Source organism: Streptomyces sp. NPDC096040, assembly GCF_040303265.1.
Taxonomy (GTDB): domain Bacteria; phylum Actinomycetota; class Actinomycetes; order Streptomycetales; family Streptomycetaceae; genus Streptomyces.
Genome location: NZ_JBEOTA010000017.1, coordinates 128052 through 145588 on the forward strand (window position 1 = coordinate 128052; position 17537 = coordinate 145588).

Genomic DNA, 17537 nt, shown 5'->3' on the forward strand with positions numbered 1-17537 from the left:
GTCACTTCGGCGTGACCACCTTGTAGTTCTTGGGCACCTGGGCGTCCGGCCGGCGCAGATACATCGGCCGGGGCGCCGGCAGTTCCTCGCCCGCGGCCAGCCGCTCGGCGGCGAGCGAGGCGAGGGCGGCCGCGGAGATGTGCTCGGGTTCGTGCGCGACCGGGAAGGTGCCGGGGTAGAGCAGCGCCCCGGCCCCGACGGCGGGCAGACCGGCGACCTGCTCGGCGATGTCGTCCGGCCGGTCGACGGCCGGATCCGTGAGCCGGGTGCGCGAGTCGGCGTACGTCGCCCAGTAGACCTCTTTGCGGCGGGCGTCGGTCGCCACCACGAACGGGCCCTTCTCGACGTCGGCCGCGTAGGCGAGCCCGTCGAGCGTGCACAGGCCGTGCACGGGCACGCCCAGCGCGAGCCCGAAGGTGTCCGCGGTCATCAGACCGACCCGCAGCCCGGTGTAGGGACCGGGACCGACGCCTACGACGATCCCGGTGACGGCGTCCAGCTTCACCCCGGTCTCGGTGAGAACGCGGTCGACGGCCGGCAGCAGCAGCTCGCCGTGCCGGCGCGCGTCCACCTGGCTCGACGAGGCGATGACGGCCTCACCGTCGTGCAACGCGACGGTGACGGCGGGGGTGGCGGTATCGAGAGCGAGCAAGAGCACGCGAACAGCCTACGGCTCCGGCGCCGCGAGCACGGCCGCCAGGGGCGGACGGTCACTGGCTGCTACGGTCTGTACGAAGTACGACATATACGGCGAGTCAGAGGTGGCGCACGTGTCAGGGACCAGCTCGGGAATCGTGGCCGGCCTCACCGCGGCGGCCGTCGGAGCGGTCGGTCTCCTCGCCTACCAGGCCTCGGCCACCGTACCGCCCGGCCTCGGCAGCAGGCCCGCGTCGAGCCCCGCCCCGGGAGCGGAAGCGGCCAAGGAACCCCGGGACCAGCGCCACCCCACCGCCCTGCCGAACAACTCCGGAACGGGTGAACGGGTGGTGTACTCGGTGGACGACGACCGGGTCTGGCTCGTCAACGAGCGCAACCGCGTCGAGCGCACCTTCACGGTGAAGCCAGGCACGATCGACCCGCTTCCGGGGGCCTACTGGGTGTCGTCCCGCTCCAAGGCGGTCACGGGTACGGACGGCCTGCCCATCGAGCACGTGGTCCGCTTCTCCACCACGAAGGACGGCTCGGCGATCGGCTTCAGCGCGGTCACCGGCAACGCGGTGACGGAAACCCCCGACCCGACGGTGAGAACGGGCGGCATCCGCGAGACCCGAGCCGACGGCGACGCGATGTGGAACTTCGCGACGATCGGGGTGAAGGTGATGGTGATCCGCTGACACCAGGGCCGGTCTGACAATTCCCGTCCGCCTCGCGACGCCATGCACGCACTCTCGCCGCACCGGGCGCAGACCCAAGTACGTCCAGTACGAGTGCCTACGCCCGGCAACTCCCCCAGCCTCCGGCCGGGGGGACCCCCAGAGCACGCACCTGACGCCGCGAGGCCGCCCTCCGGGCGACGACGGGGAGTGTCAGACAGGCCCTAGGGACCGATCTTTCCAGCGGCCCTGAGGGACGCCGGCCGAGCCCCGCCTACGCGGCCTTACGGCCCTGCTCGACCCGCCTCGACACCGGCTCCGGCACTCTCGGCGGCCGAGACACCGCGTCAGCGGCCGCACAGGACGCCAGCAGCTCGCGCATGGAAACTCCGGCGACCGCGAACGGCCGCCGCTCCTTGGACTGGGACGCGGGCATGGACGCCTCCTGAGCTGCGGGGGCGGACGAAGTTAGGTACACCTAACTACGGGCTGGATACCATGTGACCACGCCCGGGACACGAAACGCAACATCTTGCCGACGCCTCGTCGGAATGTCGACGCGGTCCTCAGGCCGACAGCACCCCCAGATCCACCCCGGCCCACCGCTCCCCGAGCCCCGTCAGGGTCACGTGCCGTACCTCGTCCGTCGTGTCCCCGACGGCCCGATGAATCCGTACGGCGAGCCGGTCCTCGGTCAGGTCCTCGACCTTGCCCTCGCCCCACTCCACGACGATCACCGACTCGGGCAGCGAGACGTCGAGGTCCAGGTCCTCCATCTCGTCGAGCCCGCCGCCCAGGCGGTACGCGTCGACGTGGACGAGCGGCGGCCCCTCCCCGAGGGACGGATGGACGCGGGCGATCACAAAGGTCGGGGAGGTGACTGCCCCGCGCACACCGAGCCCCTCGCCCAGCCCGCGGGTGAGCGTCGTCTTGCCGGCGCCGAGTTCCCCGCTGAGCATCACGAGGTCACCGGCGCGCAGCAACTTGGCCAGTCGGCGGCCCAGCTCCCCCATCTGCCCGGGAGAATTGATGATCAACTCCGTGCCATGGCGGCCGGCTGCGGCCCCGGCCAGGTCGTCGGCCCCGGCCCCCGCCAGGTCGTCAGCCTGGCTGTGCCGTGCTGCTGGTGCTTCCATAGCCACTTACCGTAGCCCCTGCCGGCACGGCACCCGCGCGGGTGAGCAGGTCGGCGAGGCGGTCGGTGACCACTTCCGGGTGTTCCAGCATGACCAGGTGGCCGGCGTCCGGGACGAGCACCAGTTCGGCGTCGGGCAGCAGATCGGCGATGACCTCGCTGTGCTCGCTGGGGGTGACGAGGTCCTGCACCCCGGCCAGCACCAGCACCGGCAGATCCTGGAAGTAGGCGAGCGCGGCGGTCTTGTCGTGGTCGGAGAAGGCCGGATAGAACTCGGCGACCACGTCGATCGGGGTGGACTCGATCATCCGCTCGGCGAACCGCTCGACCGCCGGGTCCACGTCCCGGGACGCGAACGAGTACCGCTTGATGATCCCGGCGAACAGATCGGCGGTGGCCCGCCGCCCCCTCTCCACCAGCGCGGCCTGGGTACCCAGCGCCTTCAGCACTCCGGGCAGCACCCAGCGCACCGCGTTGACGCCGGCGACCGGCAGCCCGAAGTTGACCTCGCCCAGCCGCCCGGACGACGTACCGACGAAGGCGGTGGCGACGACCCGCTTCCGGATCAGCTCGGGGTACTGCGCGGCCAGTGCCATCACCGTCATCCCGCCCATCGAGTGCCCGACCAGCACGATCGGCCCCTCGGGGACGGCCGCGTCGAGTACGGCCTTCAGGTCCCGGCCCAACTGGTCGATGGTGAGCGGAGTGCCGCCCTCGTGCTGGGCGACGCCCCGCCCGGAGTGGCCGTGGCTGCGCTGGTCCCAGTGCACGGTGCGGACGACCCCCCGCAGGGCCGCCCGCTGGAAGTGCCAGGAGTCCTGACTGAGGCAGTAGCCGTGGCTGAAGACGACGGTGACGGGGGCGGGGGACTTACGGCCGAAGAGCCGGCGGCGGCGCGGGGAGACGGCCGCGCCCAGGTCGGGCTCCACCTCGTCGACCTCGTAGTACAGCTCGGTGCCGTCGTCGGAGGTCGCCTTGCCGGGCGTGCCGCGCAGGCTGCCGTACGGTCCCGCCGAGTCGAGGGCCAGCCGGGCCTTGCGGCGCATCCCGCGGCCGACGGTCATCCGCTCCAGGGCGACCCCGGCGGCCGCCCCGGCGGCGAGCACGCCTATGGCGGCCCCGGCGACACCGGTCACCTTGCGCCAGCCCCCAGCCGCCGCGGCGGAGGCGACGGCCACCGCGGCGGCGTCCGCTACGGCCTCCGCACTGCTCTCGCTCACGTACCGCTCCTCTTCGCCGTACTGCAGTTCGCTCGTTCGGTTATACGGGTGATGCTGACGAGGTGACTGTTGCTGTTAGTTACAGATGTCGCTGTTGTTACGAGTGCCGCTTTTGTTACAGGTGTAACCGGGTTCTGCCCCTGCCGAACCCCGGAGGTCAGCCGCCGTCCCCTGGTTCTTGCCCACTCGGTTCCCCGTTCACATAGACGCGGGGAACCCGGGTTCCGATGCGGGTGACGATTTCGTATGCGATCGTGCCCGCGGCCTGGGCCCAGTCCTCGGCGGTGGGCTCGCCCCGGTCGCCCGGGCCGAACAGCACGGCCTCGGAGCCGACTTCGGGCTCGTCGCCGCCGAGGTCGACGACGAACTGGTCCATGGCGACGCGCCCGGCGACCGTCCGCCACTTGCCGCCGACCAGCACCGGTCCGGTGCCGGAGGCGTGGCGCGGGATGCCGTCCGCGTAGCCGACGGGGACCAGCCCGAGGGTGGTCTCGCCCGGTGTGACGTACTGGTGCCCGTAACTCACGCCGTGGCCGCCCGGGACGTGCTTCACCAGGGCGAGGGAGGCGGAGAGGGTCATCACCGGGCGCAGCCCGAAGTCGGCCGCGCTGCCCAGCTCGGGGCTGGGCGAGAGGCCGTAGAGGGCGATACCCGTGCGCACCAGGTCGAAGTGCGACTCGGGAAGGGTGAGGGTGGCCGGCGAGTTGGCGATGTGCCGCACCTCGGGGCGCACGCCCCGCTCCTCGGCGTACCCGAGCATCTCGCGGAAGAGGGTGAGCTGGGCGGCGATGGAGGGATGGCCGGGCTCGTCGGCGCAGGCGAAGTGGGACCACATACCGGTGATCCGGATCAGCCCCGCCTCCTCGGCGCGCCGGGCCGCGCCGACCAGCGCGGGCCAGTCGTCGGGCTGGCAGCCGTTGCGCCCGAGGCCGGTGTCGGCCTTGAGCTGCACGCGAGCGGGGCGACCGGCCTCCCCGGCCGCCGCCACCACCTCACGCAGGGCCCACATCCCGCTCACCGACACGTCGAGGTCGGCCTCGACGGCCTCCCGCCACGGGCCGCCCGGGGTCCACAGCCAGCACATGATCCGCAGGTCAGCGGGAAGCCCGGGATCCGCGCGCAACGCCAGGGCCTCCTCGGGGGTGGCCGTACCGAGCCAGCTCGCGCCCGCCTCGACGGCCGCGCGGGCACACCGGACGGCCCCGTGGCCGTACGCGTCGGACTTGATCACGGCCATCAGGGCCGCGCCCGGCGCGAGGGCGCGCAGGGTCCGTACGTTGGCCCGCAGGGCGGCCAGATCGATCTCGGCGCGGGCGCGCAGGGGCGCGGTCGGTGCAGTCGCTGTCTCACTCATCGCGCCCCCAGTGTCTCAGAGGCCTCTGACAGCACCCCGGCACAGGCCCTGGTACCGGCCCCGGCGCGGGCCCCGGTCACTCTCGGGTACCCGCCGGGCGGCGGATCAGGTACCCGTCCGGTGCCCCCACACGTATACCTTGTCGCCCTTCTTCAGCACGCCCCACAGCTTCTTCGCGTCGCCGAGCTTGAGGTTCACACAGCCCCAGGAGCCGACGGTGGTGTAGATGGAGCCGTAGACGGCGTGGAAGGCCTGGCCGCCGTCGAAGAACTGGGCGTACGGCATGGGCGAGTTGTAGAGCGTGGACCAGTGGTTCTTGTGCCGCCAGTAGACGGAGTGCCACCCGGCCCGGGTCGCGTACCCCTTCCGCCCGCTGCGCATCTGCACCGGCCCGAAGACGACCTTGCCGCCCTTCTGCACCCAGGTGACCTGCCGGTTGAGATCGACGCAGGCGACCCGGTACGACTTCACGGGGCAGTTCTTCTTGGCGTTCGGGTTCTTCTTCGCCGAGAGGAGCATCATCTGGTACCAGGTCACGGGCCCCGCGAACCCGATCGCCGGCTTGATCTTGTACTTCTTCTGGAACGTCTGGATGGCCTTGCAGTCGGACACGGACTGCTTCCCGTCCACCTTCAGCTTCAGCCACTGCTCGATCTGCCGCTGGTACGGCCCGGTCAGCTTGGAGCAGCTCACCTTGGAGACGGCGTCGCTGAGCGGCACGTACTCGACGAGGTCGTACGCCCCCGGCGCCGCCGCCTTGGGCTCGACGGCGTCCTCCTTGGCGCTGGGCGTGTACACCTTCGGCGGCAGCATCTGGTCGGGGGTGTCGACCTGCCAGGACTGCCCGGGGCCGGGCGCGACCCCGGGCACCAGGTCCGACTCGGCGATGGCGGCGGGGGGTTGGGGAGCGGTGTCCGCGGCGACACTTCCGGCCCCTAGGCAGAGAACGGCCACGGAGGCGACGAGGGTCCCGGCGGCGCCGCGCGCAAGCCCGCACCGATGACGCATGATTCGTCCACTAATCATGCGATCAGACAACCCCGAGCCCCGGGGAATCCGGGGGAGCCGCGCGGCCAGGTCACCCGACGGATGCACGTGCCTCCGGCGGGACGGGGGACACAGGCCCGTGCACCCGCAACCATCCAGCCGACGCAAGCGGGGCGCCTCTTCCAGGCAGGGGAACGTATGCGGCCGACGCGAGAGGAGCGCCCCTCAGGGGCGCGGGGAACTGCGCGACCAGCCCCCACTCACCCGCACCCGAAACTACCGCCGCCCCCACGGGGCAGGGGCGCAGCCCCGTGACGGTGAGGTCCCGGCCTACCGAGTCGGGCGGGTAGGTGGGAAAACTCCCCGCCACGCCGACGGCAACTCGTCAGCCACCGCATGCGCGACGGTGGGCGCCCCCTCCGCCGCGAACCGCCCCGCGAGGCCGTGCAGATACGCCGCCACACTCCCCGCGTCCCGCCCGTCCAGCCCGGACGCCAGCAGCGACCCCGCAAGTCCCGACAGCACGTCTCCGCTCCCGGCGGTGGCAAGCCACGGTGTCCCCGTCGAGTTCACCCGCACGGCCACCGCACCCCCCGGCTCCGCCACCAGCGTCGTCGCCCCCTTGAGCAGCACCGTCGCCCGATACGCCCCCGCCAGCTCCCGTACCGCCGCGAGCCTGCCGGCCTCGACCTCCTCTCGTCGTACCCCCAACAGGGCGGCCGCCTCCCCGGCGTGAGGCGTCATCAGCGTGGGCGCCGTACGACCGCGTACCGCGTCCCGGTCGGCGAGCCGCAGCCCGTCCGCGTCGATCAGCACCGGTACGTCCGCCTCCAGCACCTCGGCGACGCCCTCGGCGTGGTCCCCGACCCCCGGCCCGACCACCCACGCCTGCACCCGCCCGGCCTTGCGCGGCCCCCCGTCCGACACCAGCGTCTCGGGAAAGCGGGCCAGCACCTCGTCCCCGGCGGGCCCGGCGTACCGTACGGCCCCGGCCCCGCCCCGCAACGCCCCCGCGACGGCGAGCACCGCGGCCCCGGGATAACGGGCCGACCCGGCCGCGATGCCCACCACCCCCCGCCGGTACTTGTCGCTCTCCGCCGACGGCATCGGCAGCAGCCGCGCCACGTCCACGTCCTGCAACGCCTCCAGTTCGGCCTCCTCGGGCAGTTCAAGCCCGATGTCGACCAGCCGCACCGAACCGGCGTACTCCCGCGCCGGATCGATCAGCAGCCCCGGCTTGTGCGTCCCGAAGGTGACGGTCAGGTCCGCCCGTACGGCCGCTCCCCGCACCTGCCCGCTGTCCGCCTCCACCCCACTGGGCAGGTCCACGGCGACGACGGCGGCCCGAGACCGCTCCACCACACCGACCAGCGCGGCCGCCTCGGGCCGCAGCCCGCCCTTCCCACCGATCCCCACGATCCCGTCGACGACGAGATCGGACCGCGGAATCAACTCGTCGGCGGCATCAGCCGTGACGACGGCCCCCCCGGCGCGCCGCAGCGCCGCCAGCCCCCCGTCATGCGCCCGATCCGGCGTCAGGAGTACGGCGGTCACCCCCGCCCCTCTCCTCGCGAGCCGCGCCCCGGCGTACAGCGCGTCCCCGCCGTTGTCCCCGCTGCCGACCAGCAGCACCACCCGGCTGCCGTACACCCGTCCGAGCAACTCGGCGCAGGCGGCGGCCAGCCCGGCGGCGGCACGCTGCATCAGCGCCCCTTCCGGCAGCCGCGCCATCAACTCCCGCTCGGCCGCCCGTACCGTCTCCACGCTGTAAGCAGTCCGCATGCCCCGAGTCTCCCCCGGAACCGCCGGGACGCGCATCCGCCCACCCCACCCGGGTCACCCTCGGCGATCACCACCGCCGACGCCACCCCGGCGTCATGGCTGAGGGACACATGCCAGGACCGCACACCGAGGTCCGCCGCGCACGCGGCCACGCTCCCCTTCACCTGCAACCGGGGCCGCCCGCTGTCCTCCACGAACACCTCCGCGTCCGTCCAGAGCAGCCCCGGTGGCGCGCCCAGCGCCTTGGCCAGCGCCTCCTTGGCCGCGAACCGTGCCGCGAGCGAGGCGATTCCGCGCCGCTCCCCACTCGGCAACAACAACTCCCGCTCGACGAACAGCCGCTGGGCCAGCCCGGGAGTCCGCTCCAACGACTCCCGGAACCGGTCGATCTCAGCGACGTCGATCCCTACCCCGATGATGCTCACCCGGGCACTCTACGATCCACCCGCCTACCACGCGGAGCTACATCGTGGCGTAGAGGTTCTCGGCCGACGTGGCGCCCAGGGAACGGTCGAACCAGACGGCGAGCGTGTCGAGGTCGGTGCACGAGGTGATGCGCTCCCGCGTCTCCTCGGGAACAGGGATGCCGCGCTTCTCCAGCACCCGAAGGCCCGGTCCTCGGCCCGGCCTTCGACCCTGCCCTCGGCCTTGCCTTCTGCCCTGCCCTGCCCTCCAGGTAGGCCGTCTCGCGGACCGTCCCGCGACAGGGAAAAAGGTGATGTGCACCATGATTTCCCTCAGCTTCTTATACGCCCAACTCGAAGCCTTTCCTCCTTCTTGCCCGGCTGCGACTCGATGGTGAGCAAAAAGTTCTCGCCGTCGGACGGACCGACGCGCAGCACGGTGTCCACGCGCCGCTCCAGCGGCCGGACCTCCGTCACATCCGTCGTGACGGCGTCCACGGTCGCCTTCTCGGACAAGGGAACGCCCAGCACCTCGCCTCGTCGGGCCGCGTCTCCTCACTCCACCGTCACGGACTTCGCCAGGTTCCGCGGCTGGTCCACCTCGTTGCCGCGGGCCGTGGCCAGCTCGCACGCGAACACCTGCAACGGCACCGTGGCCACCAGCGGCTGAAGCAACGTCGGCGTGGCCGGGATGCGGATCAGGTGGTCGGCGTACGGGGCCACCGCCTCGTCCCCCTCCTCCGCGATCACGATCGTGCGCGCACCCCGGGCCCGGATCTCCTGGATGTTGGAGACGATCTTGTCGTGCAGGACGGACCGGCCACGCGGGGACGGGACTACGACCACCACCGGCAGGTCCTCCTCGATCAGCGCGATCGGCCCGTGCTTCAGCTCGCCCGCCGCGAAGCCCTCGGCGTGCATGTACGCCAGTTCCTTCAGCTTCAGGGCGCCTTCGAGGGCGACCGGGTAGCCGACGTGCCGGCCCAGGAACAGCACCGTCTTCTTGTCGGCGAGAGAGCGTGCGAGCGCCCGTACCGGCTCCATGGTCTCCAGGACCCGCTCGACCTCACCGGAGATGTGCGAGAGGTCCCGGATCACGGCGCCGATCTCGTCGCCCCACTTGGTGCCCCGCACCTGGGCGAGGTAGAGGGCGACCAGATAGCAGGCCACCAGCTGGGTGAGGAACGCCTTGGTCGAGGCGACCGCGACCTCCGGCCCGGCGTGGGTGTAGAGCACCGCGTCCGACTCGCGCGGGATCGTAGAGCCGTTGGTGTTGCAGATCGCCAGGACCTTGGAGCCCTGTTCCCGCGCATGCCTGAGGGCCATCAGGGTGTCCATGGTCTCGCCGGACTGGGAGATGGCGATCACCAGGCTCCGCGAGTCCAGGATCGGGTCGCGGTACCGGAACTCGCTCGCCAGTTCCACCTCGCACGGGATGCGCGTCCAGTGCTCGATGGCGTACTTGGCGATCAGGCCCGCGTGGAAGGCCGTACCGCACGCGACGATGACGACCTTGTCGACCTCCCGCAGCTCGGCGGCGCCGATCCGGACCTCGTCCAGCGTCAGGGAGCCGGCCGCGTCGATGCGGCCCAGGAGCGTATCGGCGACCGCCTTGGGCTGCTCGGCGATCTCCTTGAGCATGAAGTAGTCATAACCCCCCTTTTCCGCGGCCGACGCGTCCCAGTCGACGTGGTACGAGCGGACGTCCGCCGGGGCGCCGTCGAAGCCCGTCACCGTCACGCCGTCCCGGCGCAGCTCCACCACCTGGTCCTGGCCCAGCTCGATCGCCGACCGCGTGTGGGCGATGAACGCGGCGACGTCCGAGGCGAGAAAGGCCTCGCCCTCTCCAACGCCCACCACCAGCGGGGAGTTCCGGCGCGCACCCACGACCACGTCCGGGTCGTCCGCGTGCACCGCGACCAGCGTGAAAGCACCCTCCAGGCGCCGACACACCAGCCGCATCGCCTCCGCGAGATCGGCGGTGACGGAGAACTCCTCCACCAGCAGATGCGCGACCACCTCGGTGTCCGTCTCGGAGGCCAGGTCGTGCCCGCGCTCCGCCAACTCGGCGCGCAGCGCGGCGAAGTTCTCGATGATCCCGTTGTGGACGACGGCGACCCGGCCCGCGTTGTCGAGATGCGGATGCGCGTTGGCGTCGGTCGGCCCGCCGTGTGTGGCCCAGCGGGTGTGCCCGATCCCGGTGGCACCGGCCGGCAGCGGCCGCTCCGTCAGCTCCTTCTCCAGGTTGACCAGCTTCCCGGCCTTCTTGGCCGAGGCCAGCCCGCCGTCCGCGAGCACGGCGACGCCCGCCGAGTCGTACCCGCGGTACTCCAGCCGCTTCAGCCCGGCGACCACCACATCGAGCGCCGACTGCGCCCCCACGTATCCCACGATTCCGCACATGAGCGGCAGCCTAAGCGCCGATCCGCGCCCGAACACGGCTCAGCGTGCCCGAAATCGGAAATTATGGCGCCGACACAGATCCGGACAAGTTGAAGGCAAGAGCTGTCTGCAGGGCAAATCCGTGAGGCAGGCCAGCGGGAAGCGGGGCGTACGCGCCGTGGCGGAGGATCAGCAGGCGGAGAGACGAGAGCACATGACTGAACCCAGATCGACCTGCCTCCCAAAGCCCCATCGCTGGTCATCGCCAAGCGCCACCTGCACGTGGACCCCTTCGTCGAAGGCGGGGTCTTCGTGAACCGGCACGTGGACGCGGCGGGATTCCCGGTCGAGACACCGGATCGGCACGCACACGGGAGCATGGTCCATGTAACGGGCTTCCGCCCCCGACCCACCTCCATATCGGGCTCCCGCCGTGCTCCCCACGTGACCCACCCCACCCCCCACCCCGTTCAAACTCCGTTAACAATGGAATGTGATCTCACCGGTCTCCTCGATACCCCGGAGCGCCCACCGGCACAGGCCGGAGGCGACTCCCTATGTCGACCTCACCCGTTCCGAGTGGAGCGCGCTGCGCGACAAGACGCCGTTGCCGCTCACCGCCGAGGAGGTCGAGAAGCTGCGTGGCCTCGGCGACGTCATCGACCTCGACGAGGTGCGGGACATCTACCTCCCGCTGTCCCGGCTGCTCAATCTGTACGTCGGTGCCACGGACGGGCTCAGAGGCGCCCTGAACACCTTCCTCGGTGAGCAGGGCTCCCAGTCCGGCACCCCGTTCGTCATAGGCGTGGCGGGCTCGGTGGCCGTCGGGAAGTCGACCGTCGCCCGGCTCCTCCAGGCCCTGCTCTCCCGCTGGCCCGAGCACCCGCGCGTCGAGCTGGTGACGACGGACGGCTTCCTGCTGCCCACCAAGGAGCTCGAAGCCCGCGGTCTGATGGCACGCAAGGGTTTCCCCGAGTCGTACGACCGCCGGGCCCTGACCCGCTTCGTCGCCGACATCAAGGCCGGCAAGGACGAGGTCACCGCCCCCGTCTACTCCCACCTCATCTACGACATCGTCCCGGACCGGAAGCTCACCGTCCGGCGACCCGACATCCTGATCGTCGAGGGCCTCAACGTCCTCCAGCCCGCCCTGCCGGGCTCGGACGGCCGCACCCGGGTCGGCCTCGCCGACTACTTCGACTTCAGTGTGTACGTCGACGCCGGCGTCGAGGACATCGAGCGCTGGTACCTCAACCGCTTCCGCAAGCTGCGCGCCACCGCCTTCCAGAACCCGGACTCGTACTTCCGCAAGTACACCCAGGTCTCCGAGGAGGAGGCGGTGGACTACGCCCGCGGTCTGTGGCGGACCATCAACAAGCCCAACCTGGTCGAGAACATCGCCCCCACCCGCGGCCGCGCCACCCTGGTCGTCCGCAAGGGCCCGGACCACAAGGTGCAGCGGCTGAGGCTGCGCAAGCTCTGACACCGGCGCCTGTTAGAAAGGCGTCATGCTGCATCTGCGCCTGATCACCCCGGCGGACCGCACGGACGACGTGGTTCGGCTGATCGAGAGAACGGTCGGCACCGCCCACCTCGTGGTGCTGCCGGGCGCCGCCCGCAACCCCGCCGGGGACGTCGTGATGTGTGACGCGGCCCGTGAGGCGGGCGACGAACTCATCGGCGCGCTCAAGGCGTTGGACCTCGAACGCACCGGCTCGATCGCCGTCGAGGACATCGACCTGAGCCTGTCTCACCGGGCCGACCAGGCCGAGGCGGAGGCGCCGGGCGAGGGTGCGGACGCCGTGCTGTGGGAGGGGCTGACCGAGGCGACCCACGAGGAGTCGACGCTGTCGGTCACCTACGTCGCCTTCATCACCCTGGCCACGATGATCGCGGCCTGCGGTGTCGTCCTGGACAACGCGATCCTGATCGTGGGGGCGATGGCGGTGGGCCCGGAGTTCGGCCCGCTGGCCGGTATCTGCACGGCACTGGTCCGGCGCCACCCCCGCCTGGCCGTGCGTTCCCTCACCGCGCTGCTCGTCGGCTTCGCCGCGGCGATGCTGGTGACGGTCGGCTTCACCTACTTCATGGACGGCGTAGGTCTGTTCACCAAGGTGCAGCTGGAGGCGGAACGCCCGAACACCAACTTCATCTACCGCCCCGACGCGTTCTCGTTCGTGGTGGCGGTGCTGGCCGGCATCGCGGGCATACTCTCCCTGACCTCGGCGAAGTCGGGCGCCCTCGTGGGCGTGGCGATCTCGGTGACGACGGTCCCGGCAGCGGCGAACGCCGCGGTGGCCTTCGCGTTCACGGAGTACCGGCAGGCGTGGGGATCGACAGAGCAACTGCTGCTGAACCTGCTGGGGATCGTCCTGGCGGGAACGCTGACGCTGCTGGCCCAGAAGTGGTTCTGGGCCAGACAGCGGGAGCGTACGGCGAAGGCGGGCGGTATCTAGAGCTGCCTTTCGCAGTTCGCGGCGATGTTGTCGCCGGGGTCGGCGAACACCGTGTCGGCGCCGGAGCCGCAGTTCACCGTGTCACCCCCGGCGTTGTCCTCCACGCCGATCACGTCGTCGCTGCCGTCGGTGGTCACGCTGTCGGTGCCCGTGCCGGCGTCGGCGGTGGTGCGGACCGCAGCGGCGGAGCCGTCGAAGGTGTCGTTCCCGTCGCCCAGCGCTATCGCGAGCCGGGTGACGGTCAGGACGCTGCCGCAGTCGGCGCTCGTGGCGCTCACCCGGGTGCAGCCGGGGCCGATCGCGATGCCCGTGCTGTCCGTGAGGATCAGACGGCCACCGGAGCTGACGGCCGTGACGTGGTTGTTCACGCCGGCGCGGGCCTGGAGCCCGACCAGGCCACCGAAGATCCGGAACGCCGTGGAGCCCGGTGCCTGGGCGGCGGCGGCCGGCGTGGCGGACGAGGTGAGGGCGAGACCCGCCACCAGGACCGGACCGGCCGCTCGCTTCAGGGTGCTGAGCACGAAGTTCATGCTGTGTGTCTCTTCCCACCGAGGGGGCGCCGCGCTGAGCGGCCTCGACGCCAGAGAAATACTCGGTGACCAGTCGTGCACTTCCTGTTAGGCCTTGGGGCTCACCCCAGCGCCGACTTCACCGCGTCGGCCAGCCGCCCCGCCACCGACCGGGCCTGCTCGATGTCCGCGGCCTCCACCATCACCCGCACCAACGGCTCCGTGCCCGAAGGGCGCAGCAGTACCCGCCCGGTCTCCCCCAGTTCCCGCTCCGCCTCCGCGACCGCCGCCGCCAGGTCCCCGGAGGTCTTCACCCGGGACCTGTCGACGTCCGGCACATTGATCAGCACCTGGGGCAGCCGCTCCATCACGCCCGCCAGCTCCTGCAGCGACCGCCCGGTCTCCGCGACCCTCGCCGCGAGCAGCAGCCCGGTCAGCGTGCCGTCACCGGTGGTCGCGTGGTCGAGGATGATGACGTGCCCGGACTGCTCACCGCCGAGCGCGTATCCGTGCTCCTTCATCTCCTCCAGGACGTACCGGTCGCCGACCGCGGTCTGGATGAGGTGCAGCCCCTCCCGCTCCAGCGCCAGCTTGAAGCCGAGGTTGGACATGACGGTGGCGACGACGGTGTCGGCGCGCAGCGCCCCCCGTTCCCGCATGGCCAGCGCCAGCACCGCCAGGATCTGGTCGCCGTCGATCTCCTCGCCGGTGTGGTCGACGGCGAGGCACCGGTCCGCGTCGCCGTCGTGCGCGATGCCGAAGGCGGCCCCGTGCTCGACGACCGCGGCCTTCAGCTTGCCGAGATGCGTGGAGCCGCAGCCGTCGTTGATGTTGAGCCCGTCCGGCTCCGCGCCGATCGTGATGATCTCCGCGCCGGCCCGGCGGAACGCCTCCGGCGAGACCCCCGCGGCCGCGCCGTGCGCCTCGTCCAGGACGATCTTCAGCCCGTCGAGCCGGTTCGGGAGGACCGACAGGAGGTGGGCGATGTACTGCTCGGAGCCCTCGTCGTAGGGCCGTACCCGGCCGACGCCGGAGCCGGTGGGCCGCTCCCAGGGCTCGCCGTGCCGGTGGGACTCGTAGACCGCCTCGATCCGGTCCTCCAGCTCGTCGGCGAGCTTGTGGCCGCCGCGGGCGAAGAACTTGATGCCGTTGTCGGGCATGGCGTTGTGGCTGGCGGAGAGCATGACACCGAGGTCGGCGCCGAGTGCGCCGGTCAGGTGGGCCACGGCGGGCGTCGGGAGGACACCTACCGTCAGCACGTCCACGCCGGCGCTGGCCAGGCCCGCGACCACGGCTGCCTCCAGGAACTCCCCGGACGCGCGTGGATCCCGTCCGACGACCGCCTTCGGCCGGTGGCCCGCGAACGTGCCCGCCTCGGCCAGCACGTGCGCCGCCGCGACCGACAGCCCGAGCGCCATCTCGGCCGTCAGGTCCGCGTTGGCGACGCCGCGCACGCCGTCCGTGCCGAAGAGTCGTCCCACTTGTCCTCCTGAAGAAGCGTCCTTGCTGCCAGGAAATAATGACAGGCGCTTAGTCATGCGATCACACCAGCCTTTGAGCGTCTTGTGTCGTTATACGCCCTTGACTGGGATAAACGAACGCCCCGGCGGCACATGTGGCGTGCCGCCGGGGCGTTCGGAGTACGCGTCGGGCCAGAACCCGGATACGCGGGCCAGGCCCGTATATACGTACGAGCAGGCAGCGGGCGATTAACGCTTGCTGTACTGCGGGGCCTTGCGGGCCTTCTTCAGACCGGCCTTCTTGCGCTCGACCGCACGGTCGTCGCGCTTGAGGAAGCCGGCCTTCTTGAGCGGGCCGCGGTTGTTGTCGACGTCGGCCTCGTTCAGCGCGCGGGCGACACCGAGTCGGAGCGCACCTGCCTGGCCGGAGACACCGCCACCGGCGATGCGGGCGACGACGTCGTAACGGCCCTCGAGCTCCAGCACCTTGAAGGGCTCGTTGACTTCCTGCTGGTGCACCTTGTTGGGGAAGTAGTCCTCAAGGGTGCGACCGTTGATCTTCCACTTGCCGGTGCCCGGGACGATCCGGACGCGGGCGATGGCGTTCTTGCGACGGCCCAGGCCGGCGGCCGGCTGCGGGTCGCCGAAGCGGGACGCCATCGACTCCGAGGTGTACTCGCCCTCGACGGGGACCTCGGACTCGGTGGTGTAGCTGTCAATGTCGACAAGCTCAGTCTCTTCGACCGGCTGCTCAACGGTGGTCTCGGCCACGATTCTCCTCAGATTTCTTTTCGTCTTAGGGGGTGGCCGGACTTACTGCGCGACCTGGGTGATCTCGAAAGGAACCGGCTGCTGCGCAGCGTGCGGGTGGTTCTCGCCTCGGTAGACCTTCAGCTTGGAGAGCATCTGACGGCCCAGGGTGTTCTTGGGGAGCATGCCCTTGACGGCCTTCTCGATGGCCTTCTCGGGGTTCTTGTCAAGCAGCTCGTCGTAGCGGACGGAGCGCAGACCACCCGGGTAGCCGGAGTGGCGGTACGCCATCTTCTGGGTCCGCTTGTTGCCGGACAGGTGCACCTTGTCGGCGTTGACGATGATGACGAAGTCACCGGTGTCGACGTGGGGGGCGTAGATCGGCTTGTGCTTGCCCCGCAGAAGGGACGCGGCGGTAGTGGCGAGACGACCCAGGACAATGTCCTGAGCGTCGATGACGTGCCACTGGCGCGTCACATCGCCGGGCTTGGGGCTGTACGTACGCACGGTTCGTAGCCTTCGCTTCGAGTGAATGGTCCTGAACAGGTCACCGAAACGATCACGACAGCCTGAGCCACTGCGGCGACGCATACCGCGTACGTGGGGTTGCTGGTCATCGGCCCGGTGGACCGGTGTAAGGGCCCGTCCCGTGAGAATGAGCAAGCCAATACACAACGAACAGTCAGCGTACCGGGGCGCCCCCGGACGGGTCAAAACGAGCTCGCGCAGACATCGGAAGCGCGCGATGGCGCCGGGATGCTCCCCCGTGCCCCAAAGGTCCACTATCCCCCTTCGTACTGTCGCACCGGTACCCCCCGGCCCCCGTCTAAGATGCGCCCCATGAGTTATGGGCAGGGGGGACCCCAGTCCCAGTGGGATCCCTGGAAACCGCAGTCGCAGCAGCCCTGGAACGGTGGCACCGACCAGAGCCCGGACTGGGCCGCGCTCGCCGAGGCATCGGAGACGCGCAACAAACGGCGCAGAGTGCTGTTCATCGGCGGTGGTGTGGTCGCCACGCTGGCGATCGGCACCGCCGTCGCCATGGCCGTGGTGTCCGCGAACGGCGACAACAACGCCTCGGGCGCGCCTTCCAACCTGCCCGCGAGCGCCTCGCTGCCGAGTGACTCGGCCGACTCGACGCCTTCCTTCGCGCCGACCAGCGCGCCGCCGCCGCTGGACCCCGAGGACTTCATATCCAGCGTGAAGAAGGACACGGCGCCGCTCAGCGCCGAGACCCTCTTCCCCGGCACCCAGCTGACCATGGGCGAGACGGTGTACAAGAAGGGCGCCACGGCCGACACCAAGAAGTGCGCCACGGCCGCCAAGGGCACCCTCCCGAACGTCCTCACCAAGAACGACTGCACCCGGCTGATGCGCGTCACCTACTTCAAGGACGGCGTCGCGGTGACGGTCGGCGTCGCCGTCTTCGACACCGAGACGCAGGCGGCCAAGGCCAAGACCGAGGCCGACAAGAAGGGCTTCGTCAGCGCGCTGGCCGGCTCCGGGGCGAAGGCATTCTGCACCTCCGGCGTCTGCCGTACGACGACCAACTCCTACGGCCGGTACGCCTACTTCACCACCGCCGGCTTCCTCAACGGCAAGGACGTCACCACCAAGGACACCAAGGTCTTCCAGACCGGTGACGACCTGGCCGAGTTCACCTTCCGGCAGATCCGCAGGCGCGGCGAGGCCCAGGCCTCGGCGGCCGCCGGTCAGTGACGTATCCGCGGAGCGCGTGAGAGTCTCCCCCGAGCCCGCACCAACGCGAAGATGGGCCCGCTGACG

General features: G+C 70.8%; 18 protein-coding genes and 1 pseudogene. 4 read left to right on the forward strand and 15 right to left on the reverse strand.

The genetic code is table 11. The features are described 5' to 3' along the window. Position 1 precedes the first annotated feature (1 nt). A complete protein-coding gene (tsaB, locus tag ABTY98_RS24205; protein ID WP_352223046.1) occupies positions 2-658 on the reverse strand; it encodes a tRNA (adenosine(37)-N6)-threonylcarbamoyltransferase complex dimerization subunit type 1 TsaB in 657 nt (218 codons plus the stop codon). A gap of 112 nt (positions 659-770) precedes the next feature. Between tsaB and ABTY98_RS24210 the strand changes: the two genes are divergently transcribed. Then, on the forward strand, positions 771-1334 hold the full coding sequence (locus ABTY98_RS24210; protein WP_352223047.1) for a hypothetical protein: 564 nt from the start codon (positions 771-773) through the stop codon (positions 1332-1334). A 253-nt stretch (positions 1335-1587) separates the two neighbouring features. Here the strand turns inward: ABTY98_RS24210 and ABTY98_RS24215 are convergent, their stop codons facing one another. From ABTY98_RS24215 to glmS, 10 genes and pseudogenes are all read right to left on the reverse strand, one after another. Beyond that, positions 1588-1749, reverse strand: coding sequence for a hypothetical protein (locus tag ABTY98_RS24215; protein ID WP_352223048.1), 162 nt, complete (start codon positions 1747-1749; stop codon positions 1588-1590). A 130-nt stretch (positions 1750-1879) separates the two neighbouring features. Next, positions 1880-2449 carry a tRNA (adenosine(37)-N6)-threonylcarbamoyltransferase complex ATPase subunit type 1 TsaE gene (gene tsaE, locus ABTY98_RS24220; RefSeq protein WP_352223049.1) on the reverse strand — a complete coding sequence of 190 codons (570 nt, stop codon included), beginning with the start codon at positions 2447-2449 and terminating at the stop codon, positions 1880-1882. Next, positions 2415-3668, reverse strand: coding sequence for an alpha/beta fold hydrolase (locus ABTY98_RS24225; RefSeq protein WP_352223050.1), 1254 nt, complete (start codon positions 3666-3668; stop codon positions 2415-2417). Before ABTY98_RS24225 ends, tsaE begins: the two co-directional genes overlap by 35 nt. 157 nt (positions 3669-3825) lie before the next feature. Beyond that, complete coding sequence (alr, locus tag ABTY98_RS24230; protein ID WP_352223051.1) at positions 3826-5022, reverse strand: alanine racemase; 1197 nt, start codon at positions 5020-5022, stop codon at positions 3826-3828. 105 nt (positions 5023-5127) lie between these two features. After that, the gene (locus tag ABTY98_RS24235; RefSeq protein ID WP_352223052.1) at positions 5128-6030 is read right to left on the reverse strand and encodes a L,D-transpeptidase; all 903 of its coding nucleotides are present in this window, start codon (positions 6028-6030) and stop codon (positions 5128-5130) included. 309 nt (positions 6031-6339) lie between these two features. Beyond that, a complete protein-coding gene (locus ABTY98_RS24240; RefSeq protein ID WP_352223053.1) occupies positions 6340-7791 on the reverse strand; it encodes an NAD(P)H-hydrate dehydratase in 1452 nt (483 codons plus the stop codon). Between the two features lie 56 nt (positions 7792-7847). Further along, positions 7848-8216 (reverse strand): annotated as a pseudogene (locus ABTY98_RS24245) (holo-ACP synthase); the annotation flags it as partial. 37 nt (positions 8217-8253) lie between these two features. Beyond that, positions 8254-8394, reverse strand: a complete 141-nt coding sequence (locus ABTY98_RS24250; protein WP_352223055.1) for a hypothetical protein — start codon at positions 8392-8394, stop codon at positions 8254-8256. 134 nt (positions 8395-8528) lie between these two features. Beyond that, on the reverse strand, positions 8529-8693 hold the full coding sequence (locus tag ABTY98_RS24255) for a hypothetical protein (RefSeq protein WP_352223056.1): 165 nt from the start codon (positions 8691-8693) through the stop codon (positions 8529-8531). 57 nt (positions 8694-8750) lie between these two features. After that, entirely contained in the window at positions 8751-10598 is a 1848-nt protein-coding gene (gene glmS, locus ABTY98_RS24260; protein ID WP_352223057.1) for a glutamine--fructose-6-phosphate transaminase (isomerizing), read from the reverse strand. 472 nt (positions 10599-11070) lie between these two features. Here glmS and coaA point away from each other — a divergent pair, with 472 nt between their 5' ends. Continuing rightward, positions 11071-12060 (forward strand): type I pantothenate kinase, encoded by a 990-nt coding sequence (gene coaA / locus ABTY98_RS24265; RefSeq protein WP_352223058.1) that lies wholly within the window; start codon positions 11071-11073, stop codon positions 12058-12060. Between the two features lie 25 nt (positions 12061-12085). After that, positions 12086-13033, forward strand: coding sequence for a DUF389 domain-containing protein (locus tag ABTY98_RS24270; protein WP_352223059.1), 948 nt, complete (start codon positions 12086-12088; stop codon positions 13031-13033). On the opposite strand, the gene ABTY98_RS24275 is transcribed toward ABTY98_RS24270, so the two are convergent. The 4 genes from ABTY98_RS24275 to rplM all read right to left on the reverse strand — a co-directional run bounded on the left by ABTY98_RS24275 (position 13030) and on the right by rplM (position 16259). After that, a complete protein-coding gene (locus tag ABTY98_RS24275; protein WP_352223061.1) occupies positions 13030-13563 on the reverse strand; it encodes a hypothetical protein in 534 nt (177 codons plus the stop codon). The genes ABTY98_RS24270 and ABTY98_RS24275 overlap by 4 nt on opposite strands. A gap of 101 nt (positions 13564-13664) precedes the next feature. Next, positions 13665-15023, reverse strand: a complete 1359-nt coding sequence (glmM, locus tag ABTY98_RS24280) for a phosphoglucosamine mutase (protein WP_352223062.1) — start codon at positions 15021-15023, stop codon at positions 13665-13667. Positions 15024-15251: 228 nt separating this feature from the next. After that, entirely contained in the window at positions 15252-15773 is a 522-nt protein-coding gene (gene rpsI, locus ABTY98_RS24285; RefSeq protein WP_352223063.1) for a 30S ribosomal protein S9, read from the reverse strand. A 42-nt stretch (positions 15774-15815) separates the two neighbouring features. Further along, a complete protein-coding gene (gene rplM, locus ABTY98_RS24290) occupies positions 15816-16259 on the reverse strand; it encodes a 50S ribosomal protein L13 (protein ID WP_352223065.1) in 444 nt (147 codons plus the stop codon). Between the two features lie 333 nt (positions 16260-16592). On the opposite strand from rplM, the gene ABTY98_RS24295 reads away from it, so the two are divergent. After that, positions 16593-17471, forward strand: coding sequence for a hypothetical protein (locus ABTY98_RS24295; protein ID WP_352223066.1), 879 nt, complete (start codon positions 16593-16595; stop codon positions 17469-17471). Positions 17472-17537: the final 66 nt, after the last annotated feature.